The sequence below is a fragment of the Novosphingobium sp. PhB57 genome, assembly GCF_004342985.1.
Lineage (GTDB): Bacteria > Pseudomonadota > Alphaproteobacteria > Sphingomonadales > Sphingomonadaceae > Novosphingobium.
Genome location: NZ_SMBO01000008.1, coordinates 130,190 through 148,300, shown reverse-complemented (window position 1 = coordinate 148,300; position 18,111 = coordinate 130,190). Strand labels below are relative to the sequence as shown.

The window sequence follows — 18,111 nt, the reverse complement described above, 5'->3', positions numbered from 1 at the left end:
AATAATCTCGTCCACGGACGGTCTCCTTCGTTTGAGGTCTAACGACTCACTCTGGCACTTTTTTGATGCCGTATGGAGGCCGTCCACCCCAACAGCAAAAGGCATGGCTGGCGCTCATTGACGATCCCGACGCCTACGCGCCGCGCGGCTATCAGCTCAAGGCCTGGCTATTCGGAGGGCAGTCGGTCGCGGCGGACCACGCCCTGTTCGACGTCGAGGCGAGCGGCCTTGCCACCATCGCGGACCTGTTCGGGGAAGACGCCTACTTTGCGGAAACCGGTGCGTTCTGGGACTTGCAGAATGCGGCCATCGAGGCGAAGCGTGTCGCGTTCATCGAGGCGGGCTGGGCAGATGCCGTCATCCTCTCTCCCGAAACCCATTTCCATTCTTGGGAATATGAGAAAACTCCCAAGCGCAAGGGCGGGCGGGTCTATATCGATGTGCGCGCGAGCGGCGAAGTCGTGTTCCACGAGGGCTATCTCACCTGCAAGGAAGCGGCCCGGCTGGCGAAGGCGGGCGGCGCGAACGCGGATGGGGGCACAAATGGGGACGGCGCGTCGAAGGCGGTTCGCCCCGAACTCACCTCCACTACCCAGACCTATATCGACCTGCACCGCCATGCCGCCGTGCGCGCCGAACTCTTGGGACGGAGCGGCATTGCTTTGAGGCTCATGGTCGCCCACGCCATCGCCGGTTCGCCGCTCTGGCGGATCGTCGTCGAACCACAGTCGAGCCGCAACGATGCAGCGAAGGAAAGCGTCGACGAGAGCCGCGCCGAAGCGGTCTTCGATGCGGCGCGCCGCGCGGTGCTGACGATCCTTGACCTTCCCGACGACGAACCTGCCGTGGCGGGCGGAACCGGTTACGGCATGTGCGGATCGCATCGCGACTTGTGCAAGCTATTCGCGCGGCTGGTCGAACTTCCTGATCCCATGGTCATGGACGTCCTGACCGTCGTCATAGGCGAAACGCTTGCCACGGGGAGCGCAGCGGTCGAGGCCGTGGGGCTCGAGATCGGCGTGCCGATGGCCGACTGGTGGCAGGCCGACGAGGCTTTCCTCGACAGCTTGCGCGACCGCGAAGTGCTGCTGGCGATGGTGGCGGAAGTGGCGGGCGACATGGTTGCCAGCGCCAATGCCAAGGAGAAAGGCAAGACGCTCAAGGGCATCATCCGCGACCATCTGGCCGGGAACGGCGGGCGCGAAAAGCGCGAGGGCTGGGTTCCTCGCTGGATGGCCTTCCCGCCCGCCGCCTACACCTCGCGGGGCGGGGTCGGCACCGTCGAAGCCCATGCCCGGGCTTTTGCCGCACCGGATGAGGACGCCAAACCTGATGAGCTTGCCGGGGAGCCGGGCGCGGACTTGGCGAGGGAGATGGCCGAGGAGCTGGACGGCGTCTTGGCGAAGGGCGAAGGCGAATCGCCCCAAGGCGATTTCGTGCCCGATCCCGGTGCCGAACGGCGTGTGGAACCGGGCGCTGAACCAAGCTCTGAAGCCGGTGGCGAGTCTGACCGGCTGGCGGCGTGAATAAAGCGACCGGAGGCGGAATTTCCCGCCTCCGGTCGATCCTCTTGCCGGTCCTCAAAAAAATTGCGGCGGGGCCGCGCCTGAAAGGCGCGGCCCCGCCGCTGACACAAAAAAATGCGTTGCCAGCCGCTGCCCGCCGCGCCACCGCACCGTGAACAGGATAACATCCGCGATACCATCGGGGGCAGGGCCATGACCGAACTTAGCGCCATCGAAAAGCTCGTCACCCGGCTCTCTCCGGAGCCGGTCTGCGACGACTGCATCACCCAGACGCTTGGTCTTTCACGACACGAGAACGCCGACCAGGCGGCGCGCGAACTGGTGGGTTCGAACGGTTTCGAACGGGCGAAAGACATCTGCAGCCTGTGCGGAGAAGTTCGCCTCGTCACAAGGCGTCATTGATAGACCGCCACAGGTTTGATCGTCATGGTGCAGTGCTTCGTTGCGGCGCTGCGTTGTAGCGCTGCGCTGCCGCTTTTCTGGGCTAGAGCATTTTCTAATCAAGTGGCATCACATGATGACTCGGAAAATGCGCCAAATCAAAAGCCTAGAGCGGTCGATCTGACTCAGTCAGATCGACCGCTCTAGTGTTTTGGCTGTGCTTGGCAGCGTTTTCAGGCGAGGCCGGGGCTGCCACCGAACTCGTCGCGCAGCCAGCGTTTGCGGCCGGCACGGCGAATTTCCATACTGCAATGCTCGCATCTTCCGACATAACACAGCCCATCCCAAAACACTTTGCCCTGCTCGGGCCGGTGCCGGTCGAACCGGCAGCGCAGGGCTTGGAGAATCGTCGATATCATAGGGATTTTCCTTCGATTGGCGCCGCGTCCCGCGCGCCCTATCGAGAGGATCGGGCCTGAACGGTCCCTGTCGGTGGCCCTCCCGGCGGACCGGTGCGACACTGTCGCGCCTTGTCACAGAGTCACCGCGCGCTCGGACCCGTACGCCACACTGTTCGCGCCGTTCCTTTCTCGCATGGCCCGGCGCGCCGGAATATCGGGAGCAGTTCCGGTTGCGGCGGATTTACCCGGCTGGTTGCGGGGGGATTTGTCCCGCCATCGGCGGCGGCCTTCACCGAAACCGCCCAGGCGCACAGATAGTGACCGCGCGTCTGTTACCGCTCGCCGGACCTGAAATGAAACATTGCCGCATGCCACAAGGACTATGAAATCTCGGCCGCGGTGCAGACGTCCTTTTCCTCGATCATTCCCGCAATCGCCAGGAGCGCGCTTCCGGATGCGAACACGGCGTCTTCGTCCCTTGCGTCTCTCCCGGCTGCCGACGGGCGGCGCATGCGATGCTGCCATCGGCGCCGGCGAAGCGCCAGTGCGCATGGGGCGAAGCGACTGGCACCGGCGCACCGGCCAAGGGGATCGCTCTTGGCCGTTCTCGCCTTTCGTGCGCCCGAAGGTGATCGACGTATCTGGCGAACGCCCTGCCGAAATGGCCTGTCGCGCTCGCCCGCCGGTCGCTAGCGCCGCCAACAGCAGCCCGGCACGCCCCCCTTTTGTCCGGGCTGCAAACGCCCTTCGGGGGACCGCTCCACGCCCCCGGAGCGATCCGCACCACCAGTAAAATTCTGCAAAAGAGACAGCCGTGGAACCCGGCGTCAGGCGGACTGGAAACGTAAGGATTTGGGCCCGCTTTCAGGTCCATTTGCCGCATGGCGGATGGTGCAGAGCTTGCGGCCACCCTGCCACAGTTCGGCGGCACGCGCAGACCTCACGTCCAAGGCCTTGCGGTGCGCGGTGACCAATGCATCGGCAGCGTCTTCGGCGCCAAAATCGAGGCGAAGCGCGCCTGCATTTCCGTCGTCCGGGAATCTAAGGGTATAGATGTTCATTCAGGCTCCTCCCGCCGCTCCGGTCGTCTAACGACCTGGTCACGGCAGACGCTCCTAGCATTGTGCTGCGTCAAATCCGAGACAAGAGGAAATGACTATTTCGGGTGAATCCGGTCACGGCGATGCCTGCGGCGGACCAAATCGCTTCGCTGAGGGGGGCAACGCGCGACAGCGAATTTTCCGCCGCGAAAGTTCTGCCGAGAGCCCCGCATCCGGGTACGAGGATCACGAATTGTCGCCGATTGCCGGCGCGGCGCCTGTGTCGTGGCAGCGACCATGTACCGTCCTGGACAGTAGCGGCCAGGACGAACTTGGGCGGGAGCGGCAGGTCCCCGAATTTGCCGGTTCTCAAGCGAATCCGCGTCTCGCTTCTCTCGCACTCCCGCCGCGGTGCGGCCCGCTGGTGACTTCAGACCTCGATCCCCAGCCACCTGCGCCACCTGCGCCAAGCCGATAGCAACCTCGCCCGCCTTGCGGGTATGATGCGCAAATCTGCCCGGATCGAGAGCGTGTGATGCCGGCCCAAGCCGCGCGAACGCGCGTGAATGATGATCCGATTCGCTGCATCGTTTTGCGCTCCCGACACCGGGCGTCCAAAGCCGATTCCCGGATCCGAGAGGCAGCGACCTGGAGCAGTCGCAGCCCCGCGAAACCATCGCGCGGCCGCTTATTTCCCCGACCGCTCAGGCGCGGTCTCCTCGCGGCCGCTTCGCGTGCAAATAAGCCGCTGCGCTCCGGTCCTTCGCTGCCGCTTCGGCCCAAGGGTTCGTGGATGCTGCCTCGACCGCTCCTTCCGGTCTGCCATCGTCCGGAAAATCGGTTCGGGACGACACAGTCAGGAGAAGAACGATGCCTGCAATCGGATACGTCACCCGCGATGGCCGCAGCTTCAAGGGCCAGCTTCGCACCCTCTCGATCCGCGCCGAGATCGAGATTGCGCCCAACCCCCGCAAGACCAGCGAGGCCCAGCCCGACTACCGGGTGTCCTCGGGCGGGGTCGAGGTCGGCGCCGGATGGCTGCGCCGCAGCGAAAGCTCGGGCAACGACTACGTTTCGCTGAGTCTCGCGGCCCCGGAATTCGGACCCCGGCGGCTCTACGCCAACCTCGGCCGGGCCGCCGGCCACGACGATGAGGACGCCTTCGCGATCATCTGGAATCCCGCCGATTAAGGCGAACTTGGGGGAGCCTCGCATCCACCCGGATGCGGGGTTCCCGGCGCCGCAATAACCGCGTGGCCAGCGTCGGATTGCCCCGTCCGACGCCTACCGCGAGGCATCGGGTCAGCGCGGTCGCGCGCGGCGTTCCCGTTCGTATCTGATGCGCCCTGACTGCTTAATCCGGAGGCGGCGGGGGGGAGGGGCGAAAACGCGCATGTCGATTTTCGACCCTGCCGCGCGCGTGCCGCAGCCGTCATGCCTCGTACCCGGCAGGCCGTTCCGGCCTGCAAAGGGAGCGCAGATCATGACGGAAAATTCTGGCGGATTGCCCGCGTCCGCGGCCAATCCCGGCGGCATCAAACAAGCCGTACGGCTGGCAAAATTGCGGGCGGAAAGTGCCCGTCAGGCCTCGCCGTTTCTGACCTCCAAGGAAGCCGCCTTCTACCTTGGCCTCGCGGTCATCACGCTGAGAGGCATGCGCAGGAAAGGCACGGGCCCCAGGTGCCGCAAGCATGGCCGAGACTGGCGCTATCATATCGATGATCTCGATGCCTGGTCCCTTGCCGCCACGCGGGGAGGGACCCATGGCTGATGCCAGAAACCTTCCGCTCTTCGCCTGGGGCGAGGCCCTGCGCGCAGCCAGCGCGCGGCGCCGACTTCTTCGCCGCCGCGCCGCGCTGATCGCCGCCGGCCTCGCCGCGTTGAACCTCACTCTCATCTTCCCGCCCGTGCCTCGGCTCGTCTGGAACCACAGCGCCAGCGCTCCCATCGGGCTCTACCTGGTTTCTCCGGGCGTGCCGCTCATGCCCGGCGACATGGTCGTCGCCTGGCCGCCGAAACCGGCCCGCGCCCTGGCTGCCCGGCGTCACTATCTGCCCTCGGGCGTGCCGCTGGTGAAGCGCGTGGCGGGCGCGGCGGGCGATACCGTCTGCGCCCACGGCGGGACTGTCACGCTGGGTGCGAAGCCTATCGCCGAGCGCATGTCGTTCGACCCTTCGGGCCGTCCGCTGCCGCAGTGGGAGGGCTGTATGCGTCTTCGGCAAGGAAGCTATTTCCTGCTGATGACCATTCGCCCTGACAGCTTCGATGGGCGCTATTTCGGGGCGACCAGCGAGCGCGACATCGTCGGCAAGGCTACCCCGCTGTGGTTGCCATGAAGCATATGGGGCGCGGCGCCCGGAATGGAGCCGGTCATCCCGCCCGCGCGCCTGTGACGTTGCAGAAATTAAGCCTCGCCTCGGCCGGGCTGCCGACCCTCGCGATACTGCTGGGCGGGCTTTGGTGGGCGTCGCCTGTCTATGCAGCAGAGCCCGGCGCGGTGTCTCGCTGGCATGCCGAGATCGCGGAAGCCTCGCAGCGATTCGGCATTCCCGAAGTCTGGATCGAGCAGGTGATGAGCGCCGAAAGCAGGGGGCGCACCACCCTCGATGGGCACCCGATCCGATCGGTTGCAGGGGCTATGGGGCTCATGCAACTGATGCCGGGAACCTGGGCGGAAATGCGCGCGCGCCTCGGGCTCGGAGGCGATCCCGATGCCCCGCGCGACAACATCCTTGCGGGCACGGCCTACCTCAGGGAAATGTACGACCGTTTTGGCTATCCGGGGCTTTTCGCGGCCTACAATGCAGGCCCCAGGCGCTATGCTGCGGCGCTTGCAAGTGGCCGGCGATTACCCGCCGAGACACGGGCCTATCTCGCCAGTGTCGCAGGCGGAGTGGCTGGCATGAATGGGGCGGTGCCCCTCGCGGCCGGGCCGAGCGACAGTCCATCCAGAGCACCGCAGACGGCCGCAAGGCAGACAATCTTTGTCGCTTCTACCCATGTCAATGCTGCGGATGACGACGGGGCTTCACTACCGAAATCGCCGGGTGCTGCCGATCCCCTTTTCGCTATTCGTACAGCGCCCTGATCCGGTCAGAGCGCGGCGGTGCGAGCATTCAATTCCAGAGCCCAGGCCCCAGCCGTGCGCTAGGACGAGAGGTCAGCCACCCTCCTCGGAAAATGCCGAGTGTGACGGCCTCTGCGGCGGCTGTAAAGGCCGGCGGCCCCTCCAATTTTACCGCAGCAAATGAGCGCGCTTCGCGCGCGATTTTGTTTGTTTTCCTGCAATAAAATCGGTTCCTCCGCCGCCGCTTCGCGGCGCACCGGCAAGCCGGTGCGGCCCTGACAGCCACCGCGCCGACCGTCCGACGACTGGGGTCCTCAGGAAGGGGACGCTCAGGCGTAGGAGGTTGTTATGACGGTTCAGGCGAACATTGGCGTTGCAGCACAGCAGGTACTTGCGAAGCTCGTGGCGGGTCTGGAGATCGAGTTCGGGCATGGCGCGGGCGAAGCTCTCGCGCGCCGGTTCTTGGACGCGGAAGAGAGCGATTTTGTGTGGGATGCGCGGGTATGCGAGCGCTGGCTCGGCGCGCTGGACAGCGAGGATGATTTCGGGCTCGAACTCGACCGGATCGCCGTTGTGGGGTGCATGGACGGGGCGTGGTACGCAGCGGTGAGCATCGTCGATGGCGATGGCCAGGCGCAGGGGCTCATGGCGCGGCGCGCGTGTGCGAGCGAAGGCGAGGCGCGCGAGTTCTACGCGGGCTTGCGGTAGGCGCGAAAGGGCTTTCCCGGCCGGGATGCAGGTGCCGCTGCGCACTCGCGTCTCGGCCTTTTTTTCGGTCGGACGGCGGGGTGCGGGCGCACCCGGAGGGGCGGCATCGGTCCGGGCAGTGGATGAGCGCTGATTGGGCCTGGCTGAGACCGGCGGGGTAGGGGCGTGTAAGGCAAGATAAAGCTATGGCACGCCCGCGCCATAACATGTTGTCTGCACATCTTTTTTCTTGGGGCTCAACGGCACTATGCGCGATTCGCCAGTGCCATGGGGCGCATGAGACCAGCCTATCTGCGGCCCCGGACGGCACCGGTTTTCACATTGGCGGCTGCGCGGCATGTTTCGGGTCCATTCCCACATGCGGGCGATCTTCCATGGCAAACGACGACGATTTTCTGCCTCGCCTCGGGCGTCAGAATGCGCGCGGAAGCAAGGGCGAGAGGCGCTACATCGGCAAGGTCCTGGCGGCGGCCAATCTGGCCCGCGGGGGCGCCGCAAAAGCGCGCGGCAAATCGGGCTTTTCCGGCAGCAGGATCGGGCGCGGCGGCGGGATCGGCCGGATGCTTGCCAGCAGGGGCGGAATGGGTGGTTCGCATCGCCGCCGCGTCGTCGTGAAGGCGAGCATAGTCAGGCTGACCGGGAAAGGCGCCGCGGCGGCCGCCGCCCACCTCAGATACCTCCAGCGGGACGGTACGACGCGCGAAGGAGAACGCGGCGCGCTTAATGGGCGCGACGCAGACGCCGTGGACGGCAACGCGTTCCTCGAAAACGGTAAGGCCGACCGGCACCAGTTTCGTTTCATCGTCTCGCCAGAGGATGGGGATCGCTACGAGGACCTGAAGCCGCTGACGCGGCGGCTCATGGCGCAAATGGAAAAGGACCTCGGAACGCCGCTCGACTGGGTGGCGGTCGATCACTTCAACACCGCCCATCCGCACACGCATATCGTTGTTCGAGGAAAGGATGCGGCGGGCAAGGATCTCGTCATCGCCCGTGACTATCTCACTCACGGAATCCGAGAGCGCGCCGCCGATCTGGTCGAGCTTGATCTTGGGCCGCGATCGGACCGGGAAATTGCCGATGGCTTGCGCGCCGAGATCGGTCAGCAGCGCCTGACCTCCATCGATCGCGCACTGCTTGCCGAGGCTGGGCCTGAAAGAGAAGTTGCCGCGCGTTCGCCATATGCCCTCCATCAGTCGATCCGCGCAGGGCGGCTTGCCCAGCTCACGCGCATGGATCTGGCCGAGCATCTGGGCGGCGATCGCTACCGGCTATCGCTGGATCTTGAAGGTGTGCTGCACAGAATGGGCGAGCGCGGCGACGTGATCCGTACCATGCAGCGCGAGTTCACGCGCTTGAAGATCGAGAGGGCGGCTGCCGATCAGGTTATCTATGAGCCTGCCGCCGAGGGTGCGAGGCCGCTTGTCGGCCGGGTGCTATCGCGCGGCCTTGCCGACGAGTTCGAGGATCGTCATTACCTCATCATCGACGGCACCGATGGGCGAAGCCATTACGTCGCCATCGGGAAGGCCGGGCAAGGGCTGGCATCGGGCGCCGACAATACCGGATCGCTTGCCGGTTCCATCGTCAGGGTCGAGCCCCTGCGGGCGACTATTCGCGATGTTGATCGCACGATAGCCGCGATCGCCGCCGCTAACGATGGGCATTACGAGGTCGACCTGCATCTCAGGCACGATCCGAACGCTTCACAGACCTTTGCCGAAACCCATGTCCGCAGGCTGGAAGCGATGCGGCGGGAGAGCGGGCTGGTAGAGCGCGAGTTATCGGGACGTTGGACGATATCCGCGGACCATCTGGACCGGGTTGCCACGTGGCAACAGACCCGCTTGCGGGATCGACCGGTGGCGTTGGAAGTGCTCGCCCGCGATCCTCTCGGCGAGCTGGTAGAGATGGAGGCCGCAACCTGGATCGACCGCGACCTGACATCTGATGCGGCGGAGCCTGCGCGCGGCGCTGGTTTCGGTCAGGAACTATCCGATGCGCGGGACAGGCGGCGACAGTGGTTGCTCGCGCAGGGGTTTGCAGAGGACAGCCAGGGACGGACGGTGTTCGCGGACGGCATGATGGATGCGCTTCGCCGGCGGGAGCTGTTGCGGGTTTCAAACGGTATGGAGGAGGAACTTGGGCGGCCCTATCGGGAGGCTCGCCAAGGCGAGCGCATCGAGGGTGTTTATCGGCGCTCTCTCGACCTTGTCAGCGGCAAGCATGCGCTCATCGAGCGAAGCCGGGATTTCACGCTGGTTCCGTGGAGGCCGGCGCTCGAAAAGCAGGTCGGGAAGTCGGTGTCCGGCCTGATGCGCGCCGACGGCATCAATTGGACGATCGGGCGAGGGCGTGGTGGTCCGGGAATTCCATAAGGCTCGAACGGCCAACTTCGGCGATGCCTGGGATTGGCCGTCATTGGGACCTTGTACCCGGTCCGGTTCTGAGCGCCCGGCTCAAGAAAGCCGACGCCCCCAGCGTGTAGCTTATCACCGTTCCTTTGGCGGCAATGCGCCCATCCAAGCCGTTCAAGTGGGAAATTAGCGAGCCTATGAGTGGACAGTCTGCTCATGACCGGGGCTGGGACATTGCCGTCATTCCGTGCCGCTATCGAAGCGGCGGCTTTCAGTCGAGCACCGGACGTTCTGCAGGACAGCAAGCGGCGGCAGGGAACGATCAAGTCTGCCCGTTTGCCGTCCGTCAGGTTTTAGACCACAGCCAAGCCAAGCGGCCATTAGCGAAAGCGCCGATGGGATCAGCCAAGTGCCGATTGGTGTCGGTGCACATTCGATAGCCGCGCGAGCCAATGGCTGCTACCGCACTGGCTGCATCACCCAGCGCGCCGAGACCCATGGGACCAAAACCACAAGCGAGGCGTTCAGGATCTGAACGATTACCAGCATCGATGCACCGATCATCCCCTTCGCGAACATATTGACGCTAACGAGCAGGATCACGGTGAAGGCAGCTCCAGCGGCCACGATGATGGCGGCACCCCAGCGGATGATCCTGCCCGGTCCGAAGCAGGCGTAGCCTACCCAGAGAGAGAGCGGCAACTGGATCAGCGTCGCCGTGACGGCACCCGGGTTATATCCCGAAGCGACTGCAACACCGATGTGCGAGAGGGCATTAGTGAAGTGAATGGCATAAAGGCCCAGGCCCACAAAGGGATGGCGACGTGCGAGCAGCGCGCACGCGAGACCTGCAACCCAGATAACGGGAATGTTGATGGCTACGAAGACAGCCTCAGGGAGGGAACATGCCGGATAAGGAGGCATTCCTACAGATCCGCACAGGACGTCGGGAAAAGCGAACCTCACGCCTTGCGCGTCGATGCCATATTCCTCGAACTGGTGGAGCATGTAGGAGGCCGGCGCGAGCCAAGCCAGCCACAGAGGATCGCGCCATCGGGAAATGCCAATGTTTCCGCGAAAGATGTTCGTCCCAAACAGGAGCGTGAGCAGCGCCGCGGAAATCGCCAGGCCTATCCAGCACCAATGGATGTCAAACCAACTCCAACCCATGGATTATCTCCGAAAAGGTGATTTCGTTCGCGATAAATAGAAGAATACTTGAACTTGGCCCGTCCGCCAAAACAGGAGGAAGAGAATGCTGAGCTTCGTAATGGGCAATACGCTTTACCTGCTTACGCTCATCGCGTTCACTGTCGCGGTTTTTGCGTCGGTGCGATGGCGCTCGATGCCGATGCTGCAACGCCTTGCCGCCATGTTTTTCATCGGCGTAGTCATTCATATTTGGGAAGAATCGCGGTTTCCGGGCGGTTTCACTCAGCTGATGACAGACAAGCTTGGGTTCACTGCCAGCAATCCGCATTTCGGGGAGGTCGTGCTCGCCGCGATTGTCCTCATCCTGTGCCTGGCACCGCTGTTTTTCCCGAGAGTTCCCTTCCTCGCGGTGTCTTCGCTTCTGCTCGGTATTCTGGAAGCTGTTGCCCATACGGCGGCGATCTGGATCTTCGAGCTTCCGAGCTTCTACTCGCCCGGCCTCGCGACGGCACTCGTCCTGCTGCTGCCGATCTCGATCTACGGCATCGTCTACGCAGTCCGCAACGGTCTGATGCGCGGTCGGACGTGGCTGTTCTCGTTCCTCTACATGGTCTTCTCGCTGATGCTCGCACAGCAGTTGGTCGTGCGGGCGAGCGGAATGCCGTATGCCGAGTTTCTGCGAAACATTCAGGCCCACATTCTTGGCGATCACTAGTGCTGCCGCGCTATTCCTAGGCTCGATATTTCCCCCGTGGGAGGGCGAATTTCTATGATTCAACGGGTCTGATAATCTTGTCAATCCGTTGGGGGTTAATCCCGATGGGCCGGGCCGCAACCGCATTCTAGGCTCCGATGAAGACGGACGTCAGCAAGATGTCAGCGCCAGCAAGAAGTCTCGGCGTGCCCGAGCTGCAGTTCCGTCCACGGCGTCTGCAATGAGTGGCCGGCGAAGCTCGCCCGCGATTGCAGAAGTTCCTCGAGAACGGTTACCACCTATCATCAAGCGGCCTGCGGCCCTCAGCAAGGAGAACATAATGACCAAGACCACCTATGCAGGCCAAGCCCGCCCACCCCGGCTCGCGGGCAAGGTGGCACTTATCACTGGCGGTTATGGCGGCATGGGCCGCGCGTCCGCACGGCTGTTCGCCCGTGAGGGCGCGACCGTGTTCATCGCCGGGCGCAGCTCCGAGCGCGGCGAGGCGCTGGCGGCCGAGATCACCGGCGCGGGCGGCACGGCGCACTTCGTCCCGCTGGACGTGTCCGATCAAGTGCAGTGGGACTCGGCCGTCGCGCAGGTGCGCGAGCAGGCGGGCGCGCTGCACATCCTGATGAACATCGTCGGCAGCAACGCCCTCGTCCGCTTCCCGACCGTGGACATCGAGGAGTGGAACAAGATCTTCGAGATAAACGTCACCGGAACGCTGCGCGGCATCCAGACATGCGCACCGCTCATCAAGGAGTCGGGTGGCGGGTCGATCGTCAACATCGGCTCGGTGGGCGGCATTACGGGCAATTTCAGCACAGCCTACTCATCCTCCAAGTGGGCGCTGGAGGGCTTGTCCCGCTCGGCCGCCTACATCTACGCGGACTGGGGCATACGCTGCAACGTCATCCAGCCAGGCTGGATCGAGACCGATCTCACTGCCGGGATGGAGGCGAACCCGGTGGCGAAGAAGTTGCAGGCGTCTGCAATGAACAACACCGTCCTCTTGCGCCGGAGCGGCAAGGCGGAAGAGATCGGCTACACCGCCCTGTTCCTCGCCAGCGACGAGTCCTCCTACATCACCGGCACCGACATTGTGGTTGATGGCGGGTGGTTCTCGTCGGCACCCTACCTCGCCAACGAGCGCTCTCACCACATGCTCCAGCTCATGGACGCCAAGGACAAGGCCGAGCATCTGAAGGACAGCGTCCTCAAAGCGTTCCGCTGAAATGGACGGCAAGGGAGCACGTGATGGTCAATCGTGACTCACGCGATGGGAGCCGCAACGGCAGCGCCGTGCGGGCCCCGTGGCACCTGTGGCTGGTCGGGTCCGTCTGCCTGCTGATCGGCCTCGGCATGCTCATCGGGTATCTCGGAACCGTCTTCCAGACGCCGATTCTGCTCGCGTATGTGCCTCCCGGCACGATGGATCTGGTGGCGAAGCTGCCATCATGGGCGTTGGCCGCGCGCGCGACCGGCATTCTCGCGGCTCCCACGGCCGCCCTGCTTTTGCTGGCACGATCACGCCACGCCTTCTCGGCCTTCATTGTGCTCCTCTGCGCGCTGATTATCGGCACGTTGGGCGAGGAACTCGTGAACCTGCCAGAGGCCATGCAAACGACACGGACGCTGGCCGTCAAAGGCGCGACCTGGGCGTTTATCGTGGGCGCTGTCGTCTACGCACACTGGATGCGATTGCGACACGTTCTTCGCTAGATGGTTGGTCAGTTAGCCAAAGCCGTTTTGAAGGCCTAATTGAGCGGGGAATGCGAGACGTGCATCCTTCCCAATAATGGGAAGTTTGGAGCGGATCAGCCTTTCCTGGCGCGTCGTCGAGGCGCTTTCCCAAAACGTGTGCCCGAATGTATTTTTGTGTTTTCCTGAAACTGCCAGTTGGAGATGGAGAAACGGGACTGCTACGGGTGCTTGCGACCGGTTTCCGCAGCCTGTCGCGATCTGCTGGACGGCCGACACTGAGGCCGCTGCAGGCAGCTTCGTGACGCTCGATCGGCGGCTCCCGTCAGATCCGGACGCTCGCGCCGTCACAGGGGAACGGCGATATCTGGTCGGCACCGACAGCGAGTGAGTGGCAGCTATCCCCGTAACCCGGCTACGGACCGGACATTCTCCTAACGGCCAGTGTTGCACGTATGAGATGGGAAAGCTGCCGGTCCGCACCTGGGGAGCGGAAATCGGCTGCTGAACGACCGAGAAGGGTCGACATCCGAAGGGGGAGAACTGGGACGTAGCGGTCTTTCCACAGACCTCGACCATACGGCAGCTATCGGCAGAACCGGACCTCTGGCGCTGGACGATCCCCGCATTACGGAGTGAGGAAGTATCAGCGGCAAGCCGACGGGGCGTGTAGGCCCTAAAAGGGCATCGCAGCCGTGAGCAGACAGCGCATTGGTCCTTTTTCAGCGACGCCAGAGGCACGCGCCTCAGCCGTTCGGTCCCTTCAAATATTCCTCGTCGGTGACATGGTGCATCCAGGTGACGGGCGAGCCGTCCTGACTTTCCTGGACGGCGATGTGGGTCATGCTCTCGCGCGGCGTAGCGCCGTGCCAATGCTTCTCTTTGGCAGGGCAGAGGAGAACGTCACCGGCGAAGAACTCAAGGACCGGGCCGCCCTCGACCTGCGTCCAACCAACGCCTTCGGTGACAATTAGCGTCTGGCCGAGCGGATGCGTGTGCCACGCGGTCCGTGCACCGGGCTCGAAATGGACCCGTGCGCCCGACACCCGCGACGGCTCGTCGCGCTGGAACAGCATGGTGACGGTGACCTCCCCAGTGAAGGTCTCGGCGGGACCGGGCACGGTCTTGAGATCGGCTTTACGTTTGATGTCGGTCATAGCAGATGCTTTCTTCGTGTCGGCTGCCGCAGGAGAAAAGGCGATGTTCAGGCACGCCAGCAGGGATACGAGCCAGGTGCCGCTGGGTATTGCGGGCACAATCGCTCCGGCCATCCTCATGCGATCGCCGGCAAGCGATCGAGATGCTTGTCGAGCGTGATCGGATAGTCGCGGATGCGAACGCCGGTCGCATTATAGACAGCGTTGGCGACGGCGGCGCCGACCCCGCACAGGCCCAGCTCGCCGACACCCTTGGCTTTCATCGGCGACGTCGTCGCATCGACCTCGTCGAGGAAGATGACCTCCTGATGCGGGATGTCGGCATGGACCGGCACTTCGTAGCCGGCGAGGTCGTGATTGACGAAAAAGCCGAAGCGCCTGTCGACCGCGAGCTCCTCCATAAGCGCGCCGCCTACTCCCATCGTCATTGCGCCGATCACTTGGCTGCGGGCAGCCTTGGGGTTGAGGATCCGCCCCGCGGCGCAGACCGCTAGCATGCGGCGAACACGTGTGACGCCAGTGTAGGCGTCGACCCCGACCTCGACGAAATGCGCACCGAATGTCGCCTGATGCATCTGCTTGTCGAGATCGCCAAACTCGATGCCGTCTTCGATGACGATGTCGCCACCCTTTGCAGCATCGCCCAGGGCGATGCTGCGGTTGGCCGACCGTACCTTACCATCGACGAACGCAGCGTCGGCTGTGTTAAGGCCGAGACGCTCCGCGACCAACTCGCGCAGCTTCATGCACGCGGCATAGACACCGGCCGTGCCGCTGTTCGCACCCCACTGTCCGCCCGATCCGGCGGACACGGGGAAGGTGGAATCACCTAGCTTCACGATGACCTTGTCGAGCGGGAGGCCCATCGTCTCCGCCGCGGTCTGCGCGAAAATCGTATAGCTGCCGGTTCCGATGTCGGTCATGTCGCTCTCGACCGTGACTATTCCCTTTGCATCGAGCCGGATGCGGGCCTTCGACGGTGTATTGATGTGTCCGCGGAAGGCAGTCGCGGTGCCCATGCCGATCAACCAGCGGCCATCGCGCATCTGGCCTGGCGAGGCATTGCGCTGCGACCAGCCGAACTTTTCGGCACCGATCCGGAAGCACTCAGTGAGCTGGCGCTGCGAGAAGCGCTTCTCGGGCTTCATCGGATCGACTTGGGTGTCGTTGATGATGCGGAACTCGATCGGATCGATCTTCAGCTTCTCGGCCATCTCGTCCATCGCGATCTCCAGCGCCATAAGGCCCTGCGCCTCCCCTGGCGCGCGCATCGCATTGCTCTCAGGCAGATCCAGATGCGCGAGGCGACGCTGGAGCAGGCGGTTCTCACCGGCATAGAGGAGCTTGCTTTGGGCGGTCACAGTCTCGGGCTGACCACCCGCGACGTCGCCGGTGCCGCTCTCATGCGCGAACGCGGTGATCTTGCCGGCTTGGTCGGTGCCAATGCGGATGCGCTGCGCGGTCGCCGGTCGGTGTGGCGTGTTGTTCATCAGGAACGGGCGGGGAAGCGCAATCTTGACGGGACGGCCAGCGGCTTTCGCGCCGAGGGCCGCCATCACAACGTCGGCGCGGATCCACAGCTTACTGCCGAAACCGCCGCCAACATAAGGCGAGATCAGGCGGACATTGTCCTTCGGAATGCCGAGCGTCGTGGCAAGGTCGGCGCGGCTCCAGTCGACCATCTGATTGGCGTTCCAGACGGTAAGCTTGTCGCCATCCCACGCCGCAATCGAGGCGTGCGGCTCGATCATCGCCTGACTCTGGTCGGGTGTCGTGTAGCGCTCGTCGAGCTTGACCGGCGCTGCCGCATAGGCGCCTTCGAAGTCGCCATAGCGATCTTCCTTGGGCGCTGGCTTGCCGTCGTCGCCCATGCCGCCCGTGATCGGTGCGGTCTTCAGGCCCTCGGCAAGGTCGAAACTGCCCTTGGCCCGGACATAGTCGATGCGCACCATCGCGGCCGCGGCACGCGCCTGCTCGAACGTCTCGGCGACGACCACGGCAATGGCCTGAGCGTAATGGTCGATATCGGGGCCGGCGAGGAGCTTGACGGTGTTGAACTTGCCCTTGCCGAGCTTGCCGGCCTCCTTAGCGGTCACGATCGCGAGCACGCCGGAGGCGGCCTTTGCCTCGTCGAGGTCGATAGATCCGATCCGCCCCTTGGCGATCGCCGAGCCGACGATGTAGCCATAGGCCGCGTTGGGGACCTCCTCATGCCATTCATAGGCATATTTGGCGGCGCCAGTGGTCTTCAACGGACCGTCAATCCGGTCGGTCGGCTTCCCAATCACCTTTAGCTGATCGATCGGGTTGGTACCCGCAGGCGTGTCGAACTTCATGCTGCCTTTACCTCTGCCAGGACGGCTGCGAGCGCGCGCTCGGCGAGCGGCACCTTGAATGCGTTTTCCGGCGTCGGTCGCGCACCGGCGAAGAGCCGAGACGCTGCGGCCTTGGCGCCCTGCGGCAGCGCGGCATCGGCCGCTTCGTTGCGCCACGGCTTCGGCGCGACACCGCCAATCGCGACGTGCCCCGTTCCGTCACGCTGGATGACAGCGGCAATCGAGACGAGTGCGAAGGCGTAGGACGCGCGGTCGCGGACCTTGAGATAGACATGCGTGCCGCCTAGCGGGCGGGGCAACGTGACGCCGGTGATGAGTTCGCCGTGCTGCAGCGTCGTGTCGATATGCGGGGTTGATCCCGGCAGCCGATGGAAGTTGGCGATAGGTATAGCGCGGGTCGCGCCGGCAGCGTTCACCGTCTCGACAGCCGCGTCGAGGACACGCATTGCAACGGCCATGTCGCCTGGATAGGTGGCGATGCAGGCATCGCTGGTTCCGATCACGCCGAGCTGGCGATTTACCCCGCCGATGGCCGCGCAGCCGGAACCTGGCTTGCGCTTATTGCAGGGCTGGTTGGTGTCGTAGAAATACGGGCAGCGCGTGCGCTGCAGCAGGTTGCCCGCGGTCGTTGCCTTGTTGCGGAGCTGTCCGCTGGCGCCCGCGACAATCGCGCGGCAGAGGACGCCGTAATCCTTGCGTACGCGTTTGTCAGACGCGAGGTCGGTATTGGTGACGAGCGCGCCGATCCGAAGGCCGCCCTCGGGTGTCGGCTCGATCCGGTCGAGGTTCAACCCGCCAACATCGACGAGATGCTGCGGCGTCTCGATCTCGAGCTTCATCAAATCGAGGAGGTTGGTGCCGCCTGCGATGAACTTGGCACCGGGGCGCTGCACTGCCGCAGCCGCCTCGGCCGGTGTGGTGGCGCGTTCGTAGCTGAAGGGTTTCATACCTTGGCTCCCGCGACTTCGGTCATCGCCTCGAGGATGTTCGAATAGGCGCCGCAACGGCAGATATTGCCGCTCATCCGCTCGCGCATCTCGTCGTTGGTGGCTGTCGGCCGATCGGTGAGGCTCCCGCTGACATGGCTCGGCACGCCAGCCTCGATCTCGCCGAGCACGGCGATTGCCGAGCAGATCTGGCCGGGCGTGCAATAGCCACACTGATAGCCGTCGTGTTTCACGAACGCCGCCTGCATCGGGTGCAGATTGCCGGGCTGTCCCAGGCCCTCGATCGTCGTGATCTCGTCGCCCTGGTGCATGACCGCGAGCGTCAGACAGGAATTGATCCGCTTTCCGTCGACTAGCACTGTGCAGGCACCGCACTGGCCGTGATCGCAGCCCTTCTTCGTGCCGGTCAGGTGGAGATGGTCGCGAAGCGCATCGAGAAGCGTGGTGCGCGTGTCGAGCTCCATAGCCTCGCGTTTGCCGTTGACCTTCAGCGACACCGACAGCCGGGTAGGCTGCGGAACGCTGGGGTGATGTGGCGTCTGCGCGGTCACGCTGGCAGTCGCGCCAATCGCGACGGCAGCTGCCGTCCCGACCAATGCGCCGCGGCGCGAGATGGCGAAGTCGTCGGATCGCTCCATGCT

At 64.2% G+C, this 18,111-nt stretch carries 18 protein-coding genes; 11 read left to right on the top strand and 7 right to left on the bottom strand.

Features of this window, described 5'->3' with window-relative positions:
• Positions 1 to 65: 65 nt before the first annotated feature.
• Positions 66 to 1,526: a chromosome partitioning protein ParB gene (locus tag EDF58_RS21275; protein WP_207913085.1), complete on the top strand. Its 1,461-nt coding sequence runs from the start codon at positions 66 to 68 to the stop codon at positions 1,524 to 1,526.
• Positions 1,527 to 1,718: 192 nt separating this feature from the next.
• Positions 1,719 to 1,928 carry a hypothetical protein gene (locus EDF58_RS21270; RefSeq protein ID WP_132269201.1) on the top strand — a complete coding sequence of 70 codons (210 nt, stop codon included), beginning with the start codon at positions 1,719 to 1,721 and terminating at the stop codon, positions 1,926 to 1,928.
• A 212-nt stretch (positions 1,929 to 2,140) separates the two neighbouring features.
• Here the strand turns inward: EDF58_RS21270 and EDF58_RS21265 are convergent, their stop codons facing one another.
• Positions 2,141 to 2,326, bottom strand: a complete 186-nt coding sequence (locus EDF58_RS21265) for a hypothetical protein (protein ID WP_132269199.1) — start codon at positions 2,324 to 2,326, stop codon at positions 2,141 to 2,143.
• Positions 2,327 to 3,135: 809 nt separating this feature from the next.
• Positions 3,136 to 3,369 carry a hypothetical protein gene (locus EDF58_RS21260; RefSeq protein ID WP_132269197.1) on the bottom strand — a complete coding sequence of 78 codons (234 nt, stop codon included), beginning with the start codon at positions 3,367 to 3,369 and terminating at the stop codon, positions 3,136 to 3,138.
• A gap of 849 nt (positions 3,370 to 4,218) precedes the next feature.
• On the opposite strand from EDF58_RS21260, the gene EDF58_RS21255 reads away from it, so the two are divergent.
• The 6 genes from EDF58_RS21255 (at position 4,219) to rlxS (ending at position 9,501) form a co-directional block, all read left to right on the top strand.
• The gene (locus tag EDF58_RS21255; protein ID WP_132269196.1) at positions 4,219 to 4,539 is read left to right on the top strand and encodes a DUF736 domain-containing protein; all 321 of its coding nucleotides are present in this window, start codon (positions 4,219 to 4,221) and stop codon (positions 4,537 to 4,539) included.
• Positions 4,540 to 4,831: 292 nt separating this feature from the next.
• The gene (locus tag EDF58_RS21250) at positions 4,832 to 5,119 is read left to right on the top strand and encodes a helix-turn-helix domain-containing protein (protein ID WP_132269194.1); all 288 of its coding nucleotides are present in this window, start codon (positions 4,832 to 4,834) and stop codon (positions 5,117 to 5,119) included.
• Positions 5,112 to 5,684: a S26 family signal peptidase gene (locus EDF58_RS21245; RefSeq protein ID WP_132269193.1), complete on the top strand. Its 573-nt coding sequence runs from the start codon at positions 5,112 to 5,114 to the stop codon at positions 5,682 to 5,684. Before EDF58_RS21250 ends, EDF58_RS21245 begins: the two co-directional genes overlap by 8 nt.
• A 53-nt stretch (positions 5,685 to 5,737) precedes the next feature.
• Positions 5,738 to 6,436, top strand: a complete 699-nt coding sequence (locus EDF58_RS21240) for a lytic transglycosylase domain-containing protein (RefSeq protein WP_243654415.1) — start codon at positions 5,738 to 5,740, stop codon at positions 6,434 to 6,436.
• Between the two features lie 327 nt (positions 6,437 to 6,763).
• Entirely contained in the window at positions 6,764 to 7,123 is a 360-nt protein-coding gene (locus tag EDF58_RS21235) for a hypothetical protein (RefSeq protein WP_132269191.1), read from the top strand.
• Positions 7,124 to 7,497: 374 nt separating this feature from the next.
• Positions 7,498 to 9,501, top strand: coding sequence for a relaxase/mobilization nuclease RlxS (rlxS, locus tag EDF58_RS21230; RefSeq protein WP_132269189.1), 2,004 nt, complete (start codon positions 7,498 to 7,500; stop codon positions 9,499 to 9,501).
• A 438-nt stretch (positions 9,502 to 9,939) separates the two neighbouring features.
• Here rlxS and EDF58_RS21225 read toward each other — a convergent pair whose 3' ends face one another.
• Positions 9,940 to 10,650, bottom strand: a complete 711-nt coding sequence (locus tag EDF58_RS21225; protein ID WP_132269187.1) for an HXXEE domain-containing protein — start codon at positions 10,648 to 10,650, stop codon at positions 9,940 to 9,942.
• 85 nt (positions 10,651 to 10,735) lie between these two features.
• Between EDF58_RS21225 and EDF58_RS21220 the strand changes: the two genes are divergently transcribed.
• From EDF58_RS21220 to EDF58_RS21210, 3 genes are all read left to right on the top strand, one after another.
• A complete protein-coding gene (locus tag EDF58_RS21220; protein ID WP_132269185.1) occupies positions 10,736 to 11,347 on the top strand; it encodes an HXXEE domain-containing protein in 612 nt (203 codons plus the stop codon).
• Positions 11,348 to 11,666: 319 nt separating this feature from the next.
• On the top strand, positions 11,667 to 12,563 hold the full coding sequence (locus tag EDF58_RS21215; protein WP_165921513.1) for an SDR family NAD(P)-dependent oxidoreductase: 897 nt from the start codon (positions 11,667 to 11,669) through the stop codon (positions 12,561 to 12,563).
• 23 nt (positions 12,564 to 12,586) lie between these two features.
• Positions 12,587 to 13,051, top strand: coding sequence for a hypothetical protein (locus tag EDF58_RS21210; RefSeq protein ID WP_132269182.1), 465 nt, complete (start codon positions 12,587 to 12,589; stop codon positions 13,049 to 13,051).
• 725 nt (positions 13,052 to 13,776) lie between these two features.
• Here the strand turns inward: EDF58_RS21210 and EDF58_RS21205 are convergent.
• Genes EDF58_RS21205 through paoA form a run of 4 tightly spaced genes read right to left on the bottom strand, consistent with a single transcriptional unit; the run spans position 13,777 to position 18,108 of the window.
• Entirely contained in the window at positions 13,777 to 14,301 is a 525-nt protein-coding gene (locus EDF58_RS21205; protein ID WP_243654414.1) for a cupin domain-containing protein, read from the bottom strand.
• A gap of 2 nt (positions 14,302 to 14,303) precedes the next feature.
• Complete coding sequence (gene paoC, locus EDF58_RS21200) at positions 14,304 to 16,523, bottom strand: aldehyde oxidoreductase molybdenum-binding subunit PaoC (protein WP_132269180.1); 2,220 nt, start codon at positions 16,521 to 16,523, stop codon at positions 14,304 to 14,306.
• Entirely contained in the window at positions 16,520 to 17,470 is a 951-nt protein-coding gene (locus EDF58_RS21195) for a xanthine dehydrogenase family protein subunit M (RefSeq protein WP_132269178.1), read from the bottom strand. Before EDF58_RS21195 ends, paoC begins: the two co-directional genes overlap by 4 nt.
• The gene (paoA, locus tag EDF58_RS21190; protein WP_132269176.1) at positions 17,467 to 18,108 is read right to left on the bottom strand and encodes an aldehyde dehydrogenase iron-sulfur subunit PaoA; all 642 of its coding nucleotides are present in this window, start codon (positions 18,106 to 18,108) and stop codon (positions 17,467 to 17,469) included. Before paoA ends, EDF58_RS21195 begins: the two co-directional genes overlap by 4 nt.
• Positions 18,109 to 18,111 lie beyond the last annotated feature (3 nt).